The following is a 12,005-nucleotide window of genomic DNA, read 5'->3' as shown; positions in this document are numbered from 1 at the left end:
GAGGTCGGGAGCATGCCTGGCACCGTCGGGAGCGGGAGTACGGGGAACGGTGGGTTCGGCCCGAGCGGCCCCGGGGGTGTCGGCCCCGGACACGGGCGGCGCACCGACACCGCCCGTCCCGGGCAAGGGCGTTCGTCCCGGGTGCGGCCGTACGCGATCACCCGCGGCCGGACCAGGTTCGGCCGGGTGCTGCTGGTCGAGACCCTGGTGTCGGCGCTCAACCGGCCGGCCGACCCGGCCGACCGCGGGCTGCCCGAGCTGACCGCGATCTGCGATGTCTGCCGGGGGCAGATGCGCTCGATCGCGGAGATCTCCGCGTTGCTGCACATGCCGCTCGGCGTGGTGAAGGTCCTGGTCAGTGACCTCGCCGACCAGGGCAGGATCCGGGTGCACGGTGCGGACGTGGCCGACGGTACGGATCTGGCCGGGGAGCTTCCCGGTGCGTCGCAGCGTGATCTGCTGGAGAGGGTGCTGGGTGGACTTCGCAAGCTCTGAGGCGGTGCCGCCCGGCGTCCCGTTGGTCGCGGGGAACGCGACCTCCACCAAGATCGTGGTGGCGGGCGGGTTCGGCGTCGGCAAGACCACCTTCGTCCGCTCGGTCTCCGAGATACCCCCGCTCACCACCGAGGCGGTGATGACCGAGGCGAGCGTCGGGGTGGACGACACCGCGGCGGTCTCGGCGAAGACCGCCACCACGGTGGCGATGGACTTCGGACGCATCACCCTCGAATCCGACCTGGTGCTCTACCTGTTCGGCACGCCGGGGCAGGGCCGCTTCTGGTTCATGTGGGACGACCTGGTGCGTGGCGCGGTCGGTGCCGTGGTGCTGGCCGACACCCGTCGACTGGCCGACTCGTTCCCGGCGTTGGACTACTTCGAGGGCAGCGGGCTGCCCTTCGTGGTGGCGGTCAACCAGTTCGACGGCGCGCCGGTCTACACGCCCGAGGCGGTCCGCGACTCGCTGGCCGTGCCGGAGCAGGTGCCGGTATTGATCTGCGACGCCCGCCGGCGGTCCTCCGCGGTCGAGGTGCTGACCGCCCTGGTGACGCGCGCGCTGGCCGTCGACCCCGGGGCGCCGTCCGCCGGTTCGGTTCTGACCGCCCAATTCTGACAGTTCATCAAGTGCCGTGGAGCCGTCAGGCACGTCAGTGATCCACCAAGCAAGAAGGCAGGCAGCGATGCGCAAGATACTGATCGTCGGGGCCGGGCAGGCCGGACTCCAGCTGGCGCTGGGCCTCCAGTCGCACGGCTACGACGTGACGGTGATGACCAACCGCACCGCGGCCGAGGTACGCGACGGGCGGGTGCTCTCCACCCAGTGCATGTTCCACACCTCGCTGGGCCACGAGCGCGAGCTGGGCATCAACTTCTGGGAGGACGCCGCACCCAAGGTCGAGGGGCTCGGCGTCTCGGTCAGCGGCCCGGAGTCCGCCCGGGTGATCGACTGGGTGGGCGAGCTGGACGGCTACGGGCAGTCGGTCGACCAGCGGATCAAGATGTCCGGCTGGCTGGAGACCTTCGCCCAGCGCGGCGGCCAGGTGGTCATCCACGGTGTCGCCGTCTCGGACCTCGACTACTTCTCCCGCACCTACGACCTGGTCCTGGTCGCCGCCGGCAAGGGCGAGTTGGTCTCGATGTTCGGCCGCGACGCCGCCCGGTCGCCGTACGACGCGCCGCAGCGCGCCCTCGCGGTCTCCTATGTGCACGGCCTCGGCCCGCGCCCGGAGCACGACTTCAAGGCGGTGCGCTGCAACCTGGTGCCGGGCGTCGGCGAGTTGTTCGTGATCCCCGCGCTGACCATCTCCGGCGCCTGCGACATCCTGTTCTGGGAGGGCATCCCCGGCGGCCCGCTGGACGTCTTCGGGGGCGTCAAGGACCCGGGCGAGCACCTGCGCCTGACGCTGGACCTGATGAAGACCTACACCCCCTGGGAGTATGACCGCGCCCGCGGCGGCGTCGAACTCACCGACGCGGGCGGCACGCTGGCCGGCCGCTACGCCCCGGTGGTGCGCAACCCGATCGGCGAACTGCCCAGCGGCGGCCTGGTGCTGGGCGTGGCCGACGTCGTGGTCGCCAACGACCCGATCACCGGCCAGGGTTCGAACAACGCGGCCAAGTGCGCGGCCGTCTACCTGGACGCGATCCTGGCCCACGGCGACAAGCCGTTCGACCGGGACTTCATGCAGGCGGCGTTCGACCGCTACTGGGAGAACGCCCAGCACGTCACCAAGTGGACCAACGCGATGCTGGCCCCGCCGCCGGAGCACGTGCTCAACCTGATCGGCGCGGCGGGTCAGCTCCCGGCCGTGGCCCACCGGTTCGCCAACGGCTTCGACAACCCCGCCGACTTCGAGAACTGGTTCTACGACCCGGAGAAGGCCGGCGCCTTCCTGGCCTCGGTCACCCCGCAGGCCTGATCCGGCCGGCGATCCCACCGCCCCGCCCCGCACTCCCGCGTGGGCGGGGCGGCCCGCTTCAGGAGCCCTCGGCGGCACTGGTGGCACCGGCGGCACCGGCGGCACCGGCGGCTCCGGCGGCCAGTGCCAGCGCCTGGACGGTGGCGGGCAGCAGCGCGTGCTCGATCGGCAGCACCCGGCCGGCCAGGGACTCCACGGTGTCCCCCGGGCGCACCGGGACCGGCCGGGCGGCGAGCACGGTGTGCGGCCGGCCGTCCGGCACCACCAGGTGGACGGAGACACCGGTGAGGCACTCGCCCGCGGCGAGCACGGCGCGGTGCACGTGGTGGCCGTGCAGCCCGGGCCCGGTGTGGCGGGGGAGCAGCGACGGGTGGACGTTGACGATCCGCCCGGCGTATTCGCGCAGGGTGCGGGGCCCGAGCCGTTTCAGATAGCCGGCGGTGACCACCAGATCGGTGGCGTGCTCGCGCAGTTCGGCCACCACGGCGGCGTCCAGGTCGGCGGACTGCGGATGGGTGCGGCCGGACAGGTGCCGGGCCGGGATGCCCGACTCCCGTGCGTGGGCCAGGGCACCGGCGCCGCTGTTGTTGCTGATCACCAGTGTGACGGCGTAACCGGCGCCGGGCCGGCCCGCGGCGGCGGTCAGCGCCCGCAGGTTGCTGCCGGTGTGCGAGGCGAGCACCGCGACCCGAAACGTCATGGCCCGATCGTCCCGGCCGGGATCCGCCGCCGTCCCACGACCGGTGCATGCCGGTGGAGTGTCCCTGAGGTCGCGCCGTCGACTGTGGCAGTTCCGACCCACCGCCGGAGGTCCTAACCTGGGCTCCGACGAAAGGGGCGGCGATGCCGGAGAGTTCGGGTGCGATCGAGGTCCGGCGGCGCTGGTCCGGGGATCTGGACGGCTGCGTGGCCGCGCTGGCCGGTGTGCACGAGGCCGACGGCTATCCGGTGGACTGGCCCGCCGACCCGGCCCGCTGGCTGGTCGAGTCGGACCAACTCGCCTCCTGGGTGGCGGTGTCGGCGACCGGGGGGATTGTCGGGCACGTCGCGCTCGGTCGTGGGACCGGGTCCTCGGCCGGCGAGGTCTGGGCGCGGCGGGCCGGGCGGGAGGCGGCGGAGGCGGGTGCGGTGGGCCGGCTGTACGTGGCGCCGCTCGCGCGCGGGCGCGGGCTCGGTGAGCGGTTGCTGGCCTCGGCGGTCGGGCAGGCGCACGCGTGGGGGCTGCACCCGGTGCTGGACGTGGTGACGTCCGGCGCCGCCGCCGTCGCGCTGTACCAGCGGCTGGGCTGGGAACTGATGCTGACGGTCGATCAGATCTGGCCCAATGGGTCGGTGGTGGCCGTGCACTGCTTCGCGGGAGCCGAGGGCGCCTGATCGGCCCGGCTGCGCGGTGGGCGGCCCCTGGTAGCTTTCGCCGCATGAACAATGATCATGGAGTACGCCGACCCGCCCCCGTCACCGCGGACGACGTCGATCAGGCCGTCCGGCTCGCCCTGGCGACCCTGGCGGGGGCCGTCGATGCCGACTGGTCGGTGCCGGCCGGCGAGTTGGAGTGGGACTGCTGGGAGACGCTGGAGCACGCCGCGGACAGCCTGTGGGCCTATGCGGCCCAGGTGGTCACCCGGCGGGTCCCGTTGGACCGCTACCTGGCGCTGCGCTGGCACCGGGAGCGGCCGGGCGGTCCGGCGAACGCGGTGTGGGGCCGGCGCGAGGAAGGGCCCACCGCACTGCTCGAACTCCTCGAAGCCGGTGGCGCGTTGCTGGCCTCGGCGGTGCGGACGACCGATCCGCAGGTGCGCGGCCACCACTCGTACGGGGTCGCGGATCCGGAGGGGTTCGCCGCGATGGGCGTGGTGGAGACCCTGGTGCACACGGAGGACGTGGTGCGTGGGCTCGGGCTCGACTGGGCGCCGCCGGGGGAGTTGTGCGAGCGGGTGCTGGCGCGGCTCTTCCCCGAGGTGCCGCGGGAGGGCGCGGTGGCGGACCAGTGGACCAACCTGCTCTGGGCGCTCGGCCGGGTCGAACTGCCCGGACGGCCGCGCCGCGTGTTCGAGCAGTGGCACAGCGCGCCGCTGGCCTAGGGATGCCTGAAGGGCGGTGTCTGAAGGGCGGCGTCCGAAAGGTGGTGTCCGAAAGGTGGTGCCTGGAAGGTTGCCTCTGGACAGATAGCTCTTATTGAGAGCTAAAATTATCGTATGCCTGTCACCGACCCCGGGATCCCCGCCGCGCGAAGCTCGGACCCGGACCCCATCGACGAGTTTCCCGCCCTCCTCGCGGGCATCCCGCGCCTGGTGCGCCGCCGCCTGCGCCAGGAGCTCACGGTGCCGCGCCTGCGCGGTGCCCAGGTGGAGCTGCTGCGCCTGGTGGCGGCCAACCCCGGTCTGCGGGTCTCGGCCGCCGCCAAGGAGCTGTGCCTCGCGGGCAATTCGGTGTCCACCCTGGTCAACCAGCTGGTCGCGGACGGTCTGCTGCGCCGCGAGGTGGATCCGGCCGACCGGCGGGCGGCGCTGCTGCACGTCACCCCGGCGGCGGCCGAGCGGCTGGAGGTCTGGCGGGCCAACCACCAGGCGCTGGTCGGCGGCCTGGTCGCCGGGCTCCCCGCCGAGGACCGGGCCGCGCTGGCCGCCGCGCTGCCCGCGCTGCGCCGCCTGGCGGCCGGACTCCAGCGCGGTGACAGTGACCGCGGTGACGACGACCGTGGTGACGGCGACCGTGGTGACGGCGACCGCGGTGACCGTGACAGCGACCGCGGTGACCACGACCGCGGCGACGACGGAGGGGACGACCGATGACGGACACCCGCACCGACACCGACACCACCGGCGCTGCGGCCCCACCCGCCCCGGGCGAGGCCGTGGTCTGCCACGACCTGGAGTACTCCTTCGGCCACGGCAAGCGCGGCTCGGCCCCCACCAAGGCCGTGGACGGCGTGGACCTCACCGTGCACACCGGCGAGGTGTTCGGCCTGCTCGGCCCGAACGGCGCCGGCAAGACCACCACGATCCGCGCCATCACCACCCTGCTGCCGGTGCCCGCCGGCATGGTCCAGGTCTTCGGCCAGGACGTCGCCCGGCGCCGGATGGAGGTGCGGCGGATGCTCGGCTACGTGCCCCAGCAGCTGTCCGCCGACGCCGGGCTGACCGGCCGGGAGAACGTCGAGCTGTTCTCCCGGGTCTTCGACGTGCCGCGCGGCGAGCGCGGCCCACGGGTGGCCCAGGCACTGGCGGCGGTCGACCTGACCGAGGCGGCCGACCGGCTGGCCGGGACCTACTCGGGCGGCATGGTGCGCCGTCTGGAGCTGGCGCAGGCCCTGGTCAGCGCGCCCCGGCTGCTGGTGCTGGACGAGCCGACCATCGGGCTGGACCCGATCGCCCGGACCAGTGTCTGGGAGTGCATCGACGCGGTGCGCCAGGCCACCGGCATGACCGTGCTGGTCACCACCCACTACATGGACGAGGCCGATCAGTACTGCGACCGGGTGGGCCTGATGGACCGCGGCAAGATCCGCGCGCTGGGCACCCCCGAGCAGCTGAAGGACCAGGTGAGCGAGCAGGACCCGGAGCTCGAACACCCCACCCTGGATGACGTGTTCCGCCACTTCGCCGGGCGCGACCTCGGCCGTGGCCAGGCACCGGAAGGAGACTTCAGCGATGTCCGCCGTACCCGCCGCACCGCTTCCCGCGTCGGCTGACCAGGCCGCGGGCGCTACCGCCACCGCCGCTGCCGCCGCCACCGACCAGGCCGGCGCCGGGCAGTCGCAGGCCCGCCGGCCCGAGCTCGGGCTGCTGCTGGTCCCGCCGCGCGCCCGGACCGGCTGGCGACTGGTGCCCGCCCGCGTGATGGCGATGTGCGCGGTCGAGCTGCAGAAGCTGCGCCACGACCGCACCGAGCTGTACACCCGTGCCGTCCAGCCGGCCCTGTGGCTGCTGATCTTCGGTGAGACCTTCACCAAGCTGCACGCCATCCCCACCGGCGGGATTCCCTACCTCGACTACCTGGCGCCGGGGATCATCGCGCAGTCCGCGATGTTCATCGCGATCTTCTACGGCATCATGATCATCTGGGAGCGCGACTCCGGGGTGCTCACCAAGCTGCTGGTCACCCCGACGCCGCGGGCCGCCCTGGTCACCGGCAAGGCGTTCGCCGCCGGGGTGAAGGCGGTGATCCAGGCCGTCGTGGTGGTGCTGATCGCCGCCGCGCTCGGGGTCGCGATGACCTGGAACCCGCTGCGGCTGCTGGGCGTCGTGGTGGTGGTCCTGCTCGGCTCGGCGTTCTTCTCCTGCCTGTCGATGACCATCGCCGGGATCGTGCTGACCCGCGACCGGCTGATGGGCATCGGCCAGGCGATCACCATGCCGCTCTTCTTCGGCTCCAACGCCCTCTACCCGGTGGCGCTGATGCCGGGCTGGCTCCAGGTGATCAGCAAGGCGAACCCGCTGAGCTACCAGGTGGACGCGCTGCGCGGCCTGCTGATCGGCACGCACGCGCACCTGGTCTCCGACTTCGCGGTGCTGGCGCTGGCCACGGCGCTCGGCATCACCGCCGCCTCGGCCCTGCTGGGACGGCTGGCGAGGTAACACCCCGCGAACCGACGAGGGGGTGACCGCTGAGCAGTAGCGGCCACCCCCTTCGTCGTACGTCGGAGCCGTACGCCGGAGCCGTACATCGGAGCCGTACGCCGGCTCAGCGCCGCTCGTAGAGGGTCAGCCCCACCGCCCCGGCCGCCACCGCCACGCCCAGCGCGGCCAGCAGCCGGGCCGCCGAGGAGTGCCCGGTCGGCACGAGCGCGGCGAGCAGCACCACGCCGGACGCCAGGTAGGCGACCGCGAGGGTGGTGCGCCCCGGCGGCCGGTGGACGTCGCTGAAGGTGTCCACGTACAGCAGGTAGGTCAGCACCAGCACGGTGCTCGCCGCGGCGAGCCAGGCCGCGGCGGGTGCCATCGCCGCGAGCAGCAGGGCGACGGCGGCCAGCACCGTGTTGCGGTGCCGGGACAGCTGCCGGAACAGCCGCAGCCGGGGCTGCGCCGCGTCCTCGGGCACCGGCGGTGCGGCCCACCAGGCGAAGCCGGCCCCGACGACGGACAGCCACAGGGCGATCCCGAGGCCGCCCTTGGTGCCCAGGGCCAGCGGCACGGTGCCCGAGACCACCAGGGCCACGCCCAGGCAGCGGGCCGCCAGGTGCCCGGTGAGCCTGCGGACGACCGGGCTCCCGGGCTCCTCGGCGCGCACCCGATCGTCCGGCACCCGATCGTCCGCCACGTGACCGTCTGCCCTCCGATCGGCCATCGCGCGGTCGGCCGCCACTCGATCGGCCATCACCTGATCGGTGGAGCTCATCGGTTCCTCCCCTGGATCCGGCTGCGCAACAGCGGGGCGAGCGCCAGGTCGAGCGCCTCGCCGGGACGGTGGGCGACCACCGGGATGCCGCGGTTGCGCAGCGCGAACCGCATCGCCTCGCGGTCGGCCCGCCACAGCCGCAGGGCCGGCGGGCCGATCTCGTCGTCCTCCTCCACCACCGGGTCGCCGACCGGGATCTCCACCACGACCAGCGGGTTGCCCCGGTCGGCGAGGTCGACGAGCAGGTTCAGCATCCGCTGGTCGGCCAGCGGCGTGAAGACGTAGACCAGCGCGCCGGCGGGCAGCGCGGTCGGTGGCAGGCGTTTCAGCTCGGGCGTGCGGTAGCCGAGGTCGGTCCGGACGTCGAGCACGGTCTGCACGATCCGGTAGAAGTGCTGGCTGCCGCTGCCCGCCTGCAGCCAGCGGGTGGCGCCGCCGACCGAGACCACGCCGATCCGGTCGTGCAGGCGCAGGTAGGCGCGGGTCAGTCCGGCGGCGGCGCGCACCGACTCGTCCAGCGTGGAGGTGCCGCTGGCCGGGTCCCGGAAGTCGCCCAGCGCATCGAGCAGCATCACGGTGTCGGCCGCCCGCTCGGCGCTGAACTGGTTGAGCTGGATGCTGCCGCGCCGGGTGGTCGAGGGCCAGTGGATCCGCCGCTGCCGCTCGCCCCAGACGTGCGGGCGCACCCCGTTGACCTCGGCGCCCTCGCCGCGCTGGCGGGTGGTGTGCTCGCCGATCCGCTCCGGCAGCCGGACCGGGATCGGGGTCAGCCCTGCGGTGGTCGGCAGCGGGAAGACCTCGGCCTCGCCCAGGTCGACCCGCACGGTGCACCTGGTCAGGTGGCCGGCGTCGTAGACGTCCAGGTCGACGTGGCCGATCGTCCAGCGGCCCCAGCGGGTGGCGGTGAGTTCCAGGGTGACGGTGTCGAGGGTGATCCGCTCGGAGTCGACGCAGACGCCGTGCCCCAGCACGCTGCGCGGGTCGAGCAGTCCGGCCTCGCCGTCGTGGCGGACCCGGATCGTGACGGTGATCCGCTCGCCCTCGAACAGCCGGCGGGACGAGACGCTCGCCTCGGCGTCGATCCGGGTCGGCCTGGTGCGGCCGGGCGCGGCCAGTGCCAGCAGCACGGCCACCCCGGCGGCCGGTGCGAAGAGCCAGGCGTGCCCGGTGACCAGCGCGGCGATGACCGCGACCGTGCCCACCGTGAGCAGCCGCAGGGTGCGCGCGGTGGCGCGCCAGCCGGTCGGCGGCGGGCTCGCCAGCTCGCTCATGGCCAGCTGCCACTTGCGCTCCTCGGTCAGCGGCGGGCGGCCGGTGACGATGGCCCGGCTGCTGCCGACGGCCGCCGGCCCGGCGCCGGCCCCGTCCGCCGGCCCGTCCGCCGAGCCTCCCGCCGGCCCGTTGGTGGTGGCCGCACCCGTCGTCATGACCGGGCGGCCTCGGCCGCAGCCCCGCCCTCGGCCGCAGCCGGCACCGCAGCCGGCGCCGAGGGACGCGGTACCGTCTGCGGGGTCGGCACCTGCGCCACCAGCGCTGCCAGCACGTCGTCCGCCTCGACCTGGCGCACCCACAACTCCGGCTTCAGGGTGACCCGGTGGGCCAGCGCCGGCACCGCGACCGCCTTGACGTCCTCCGGGGTCAGGAAGTCACGCCCCTCCAACGCGGCACGGGCCCGCGCCAGTTGGACCAGTGCCAGGCCACCGCGCGGCGAGGCGCCGACCTGGATCTGCGGGTGCGAGCGGGTGGCGTCGATCAGTGCGACGACGTACTCGACCAGGTCGTCGGAGACCTCCACCTGCTCCAGCGAGGCACGCATCGCGAGCAGTTGGGCGGGGTCGGTCACCGCGCTGAGCACCGCCTCGGGCGCGGCGCGGTCGACCCGGGCCCGCAGCATCCGGGCCTCCAGCTCGGTGGTCAGGTAGCCCATCCGCACCCGCAGCAGGAAGCGGTCGAGCTGCGCCTCGGGCAGCGCGTAGGTGCCCTCGTACTCGATCGGGTTCGCGGTGGCGATCACCACGAACGGGTCGGCCAGCTTGTGCGTGGTGCCGTCGACCGACACCTGCGACTCGGCCATCGCCTCCAGCAGCGCCGCCTGGGTCTTGGGCGGGGTGCGGTTGATCTCGTCGGCCAGCAGCAGGTTGGTGAAGATCGGCCCGGGACGGAACACCATGTCGCCGCTGCGCTGGTCGTAGAACGGGGCACCGGAGACGTCCGAGGGCAGCAGGTCGGGGGTGAACTGGATCCGGCGGAACTCCAGGCCGAGCGTGGTGGCGAAGGAGCGGGCGAGCAGGGTCTTGCCCAGGCCGGGCAGGTCCTCGATCAGGATGTGGCCGCCCGCCAGCACGCCGAGCATGACCAGCTCCAGCGCCTCCGGCTTGCCGACCACGGCGCGCTCGATCTCCGCCAGCACCTCGCGGGCGAGCTTGCCGGCCTGCTGGGGCGTCAGGGTATCGGTGGTCACAGGGTCCTCACAGAAGGGAAAGTGTTCGCGATGGTGGGTGCGGGGCCGGCGGGGCGCCCGGCACGGGGAAGTCGAAAAGCGTCGGTGCGTCAGGCCGGTGCGCGGGTCACAGCGCTTCCAGCCGGTCGATCAGCATGGTCAGCACCGCCGGCGACAGCTCGGACTCGGCGCTCGGGTCCTCGGGGTCGAGCCACGGCCAGACCTCGGGGCCGACCAGGGCCGCGGCCCGCTGCGGCTCGGCGAAGAACGAGATGTTGTGCCGCTCGGTGAGCCGCGCGGCGTACAGCCGGCGCAGCCGGGTCCGCAGCGGGTGCGGGAAGTCCTTGGCGTTCAGGCCGTTGCGCACGGTCCAGTGCCAGTCGGCCAGGCTCGGGTCCCGGCTGGACATCAGCCGCTGGCGCCGCCGGAAGCCCCCGTTCTCGGTGTCGGCGCCGATCACGTGGCGGGCCAGCACCAGGGCGGTGCCGCCCAGCAGGACGACCCCGGCGGCCAGCCCGGGGACGCCGCCGGTCAGGCCGAACAGCAGCAGGGCGATCGGCACCAGCTGGCCGAGCACGACCAGGGTGTGCCGGGTCGAGCCGAGCTCCACCGCGCGCTTCGGGCTCCCGGCGGCGGCCGGGGCACGGTCGGCCCGGCGAGCGGCCTTGCGGTCGGCTTTCCGGTCGGCCCGGCCGCGGGTGATGCTCTCGCGCTCCGGAGACTGTTGCTGGTCCATCAGGAGTGCACCCCCGTCGACTGCGAGGCGGATCCGGCCGCCGCTGCCCGGGCCGCGGCGGCCTCGGCCTCCGCGGCCGCCCGCTCGGCGATCCGCCCCGCGAGCTGCTCGGCGATCGCGTCCAGTGCGGCGCCGGCCCGGGCCAGGTGGCCCTGGTCCATCGGGTGACGCGAGAACCGGGCCTCGCGGAAGAGCGCGGTGAGCTCGGTGGCGTCCGCACCGCGCAGCGTCCCGGCGGCTGCCGCGCGCTCCAGCAGGTCGGTGGGGCTGTCCGAGACCTCCCGTTCGACGCCCGAGGCCGCCAGCGACTCCTCCATCGCCAGGTAGCAGGCGATCACGGCGGTGCGCGCGTCGTCGCCGTGCAGCAGCGCCCGGCGCGCCTCGCCGACCGCCTCGGCCAGTTCACGCTCGGTGGTGCGCACCCGGCGCTTGGGCGCCGGCGCGGCCCCGGTCGGCCGGCGCAGCTGGCGAAAGACGAACCAGAGCAGGACGATCAGCCCCACCAGGCCGACGATCAGCCCGATGAAGGCCAGCAGGCCCATCGAGGGGGAGTCGCCGTGCGGCTCCGGCGGGGGCCCGTCGAGCTTGGGCGGCGGGCGGAGCACCGACACCGGCGGTAGCTCGTGCAGCACGCTCGCGGCGCGGTAGACCAGCAGCAGGGCGACCGGCAGCAGCAGGCCCACCAGCGGGAGCAGCCGCAGCGCCGCGTCCTTCAGGCGCTCGGCGCGCGGCGACAGGTCCGCCAGGTGCTGGACCTGGCCGCGGAAGTGCCGATAGGTGCGTTCGATCAGGAAGACCCAGCCGAAGCCGATCAGCACCACCAGGCCGAACTTGTCGCTCAGCGGCGCGTGGGTGCTGCCCTGCAGCAGGCTGCTGCCCGGGCGCAGCTCCAGGGCGGCGAAGCCCAGGCCCGCCACTGCGATGACGGCCAGGGTCTGGCACAGCCGGGCGGTGCTCGGTCCGGGACGCTCCGGGTGTTCCCGGTCGTCCGAACCATGCGGTGCTCTCATGGTCGTGCTCCCCCCGTACGGGTCCGCCCGCATTCCGGTGACGGCCCGCTAGCAGTGCAGCTTGG

General features: G+C 73.9%; 13 protein-coding genes and 1 pseudogene. 8 read left to right on the top strand and 6 right to left on the bottom strand.

The window, feature by feature from the left end; genetic code table 11:
• Nucleotides 1–12 precede the first annotated feature (12 nt).
• From OG294_RS09980 to OG294_RS09970, 3 genes are all read left to right on the top strand, one after another.
• Entirely contained in the window at nt 13–495 is a 483-nt protein-coding gene (locus OG294_RS09980; protein ID WP_327066102.1) for a DUF742 domain-containing protein, read from the top strand.
• Entirely contained in the window at nt 476–1,111 is a 636-nt protein-coding gene (locus tag OG294_RS09975) for a GTP-binding protein (RefSeq protein WP_442789131.1), read from the top strand. Before OG294_RS09980 ends, OG294_RS09975 begins: the two co-directional genes overlap by 20 nt.
• A 67-nt stretch (nt 1,112–1,178) precedes the next feature.
• Nucleotides 1,179–2,417 carry a styrene monooxygenase/indole monooxygenase family protein gene (locus tag OG294_RS09970; RefSeq protein ID WP_327066101.1) on the top strand — a complete coding sequence of 413 codons (1,239 nt, stop codon included), beginning with the start codon at nt 1,179–1,181 and terminating at the stop codon, nt 2,415–2,417.
• Nucleotides 2,418–2,475: 58 nt separating this feature from the next.
• On the opposite strand, the gene purN is transcribed toward OG294_RS09970, so the two are convergent.
• Nucleotides 2,476–3,117, bottom strand: coding sequence for a phosphoribosylglycinamide formyltransferase (purN, locus tag OG294_RS09965; protein WP_327066100.1), 642 nt, complete (start codon nt 3,115–3,117; stop codon nt 2,476–2,478).
• Between the two features lie 143 nt (nt 3,118–3,260).
• On the opposite strand from purN, the gene OG294_RS09960 reads away from it, so the two are divergent.
• From OG294_RS09960 to OG294_RS09940, 5 genes and pseudogenes are all read left to right on the top strand, one after another.
• Nucleotides 3,261–3,791 carry a GNAT family N-acetyltransferase gene (locus OG294_RS09960; protein ID WP_327066099.1) on the top strand — a complete coding sequence of 177 codons (531 nt, stop codon included), beginning with the start codon at nt 3,261–3,263 and terminating at the stop codon, nt 3,789–3,791.
• Nucleotides 3,792–3,835: 44 nt separating this feature from the next.
• Complete coding sequence (locus OG294_RS09955; protein ID WP_327066098.1) at nt 3,836–4,498, top strand: DinB family protein; 663 nt, start codon at nt 3,836–3,838, stop codon at nt 4,496–4,498.
• Between the two features lie 114 nt (nt 4,499–4,612).
• Nucleotides 4,613–5,086 (top strand): annotated as a pseudogene (locus OG294_RS09950) (MarR family winged helix-turn-helix transcriptional regulator); the annotation flags it as partial.
• 119 nt (nt 5,087–5,205) lie between these two features.
• The gene (locus tag OG294_RS09945) at nt 5,206–6,108 is read left to right on the top strand and encodes an ABC transporter ATP-binding protein (protein WP_327066097.1); all 903 of its coding nucleotides are present in this window, start codon (nt 5,206–5,208) and stop codon (nt 6,106–6,108) included.
• Nucleotides 6,068–6,994 carry an ABC transporter permease gene (locus OG294_RS09940; protein WP_327066096.1) on the top strand — a complete coding sequence of 309 codons (927 nt, stop codon included), beginning with the start codon at nt 6,068–6,070 and terminating at the stop codon, nt 6,992–6,994. The genes OG294_RS09945 and OG294_RS09940 overlap by 41 nt, the downstream gene beginning before the upstream one ends.
• A 106-nt stretch (nt 6,995–7,100) precedes the next feature.
• On the opposite strand, the gene OG294_RS09935 is transcribed toward OG294_RS09940, so the two are convergent.
• The 5 genes from OG294_RS09935 to OG294_RS09915 form a co-directional block, all read right to left on the bottom strand.
• Nucleotides 7,101–7,754, bottom strand: coding sequence for a hypothetical protein (locus tag OG294_RS09935; protein ID WP_327066095.1), 654 nt, complete (start codon nt 7,752–7,754; stop codon nt 7,101–7,103).
• Nucleotides 7,751–9,181, bottom strand: coding sequence for a DUF58 domain-containing protein (locus tag OG294_RS09930; RefSeq protein ID WP_327066094.1), 1,431 nt, complete (start codon nt 9,179–9,181; stop codon nt 7,751–7,753). Before OG294_RS09930 ends, OG294_RS09935 begins: the two co-directional genes overlap by 4 nt.
• Nucleotides 9,178–10,215 (bottom strand): AAA family ATPase, encoded by a 1,038-nt coding sequence (locus OG294_RS09925; protein ID WP_327066093.1) that lies wholly within the window; start codon nt 10,213–10,215, stop codon nt 9,178–9,180. Before OG294_RS09925 ends, OG294_RS09930 begins: the two co-directional genes overlap by 4 nt.
• A 106-nt stretch (nt 10,216–10,321) precedes the next feature.
• Entirely contained in the window at nt 10,322–10,930 is a 609-nt protein-coding gene (locus OG294_RS09920) for a hypothetical protein (RefSeq protein ID WP_327066092.1), read from the bottom strand.
• Nucleotides 10,930–11,940: a DUF4129 domain-containing protein gene (locus tag OG294_RS09915; protein ID WP_327066091.1), complete on the bottom strand. Its 1,011-nt coding sequence runs from the start codon at nt 11,938–11,940 to the stop codon at nt 10,930–10,932. Before OG294_RS09915 ends, OG294_RS09920 begins: the two co-directional genes overlap by 1 nt.
• Nucleotides 11,941–12,005 lie beyond the last annotated feature (65 nt).

Source organism: Kitasatospora sp. NBC_01302 (assembly GCF_035976515.1).
In the GTDB taxonomy this organism is placed as follows: Bacteria; Actinomycetota; Actinomycetes; order Streptomycetales; family Streptomycetaceae; genus Kitasatospora.
This window is presented reverse-complemented; position numbering and strand designations above follow the sequence as displayed.

Excerpts from the sequence above, each read along its gene's own strand:
- OG294_RS09980 (WP_327066102.1), top strand. The coding sequence starts at position 13 with ATGCCTGGCACCGTCGGGAGCGGGAGTACGGGGAACGGTGGGTTCGGC.
- OG294_RS09970 (WP_327066101.1), top strand. The coding sequence starts at position 1,179 with ATGCGCAAGATACTGATCGTCGGGGCCGGGCAGGCCGGACTCCAGCTG.
- purN (WP_327066100.1), bottom strand. The coding sequence starts at position 3,117 with ATGACGTTTCGGGTCGCGGTGCTCGCCTCGCACACCGGCAGCAACCTG.
- OG294_RS09960 (WP_327066099.1), top strand. The coding sequence starts at position 3,261 with ATGCCGGAGAGTTCGGGTGCGATCGAGGTCCGGCGGCGCTGGTCCGGG.
- OG294_RS09955 (WP_327066098.1), top strand. The coding sequence starts at position 3,836 with ATGAACAATGATCATGGAGTACGCCGACCCGCCCCCGTCACCGCGGAC.
- OG294_RS09945 (WP_327066097.1), top strand. The coding sequence starts at position 5,206 with ATGACGGACACCCGCACCGACACCGACACCACCGGCGCTGCGGCCCCA.
- OG294_RS09940 (WP_327066096.1), top strand. The coding sequence starts at position 6,068 with ATGTCCGCCGTACCCGCCGCACCGCTTCCCGCGTCGGCTGACCAGGCC.
- OG294_RS09935 (WP_327066095.1), bottom strand. The coding sequence starts at position 7,754 with ATGAGCTCCACCGATCAGGTGATGGCCGATCGAGTGGCGGCCGACCGC.
- OG294_RS09930 (WP_327066094.1), bottom strand. The coding sequence starts at position 9,181 with ATGACGACGGGTGCGGCCACCACCAACGGGCCGGCGGGAGGCTCGGCG.
- OG294_RS09920 (WP_327066092.1), bottom strand. The coding sequence starts at position 10,930 with ATGGACCAGCAACAGTCTCCGGAGCGCGAGAGCATCACCCGCGGCCGG.
- OG294_RS09915 (WP_327066091.1), bottom strand. The coding sequence starts at position 11,940 with ATGAGAGCACCGCATGGTTCGGACGACCGGGAACACCCGGAGCGTCCC.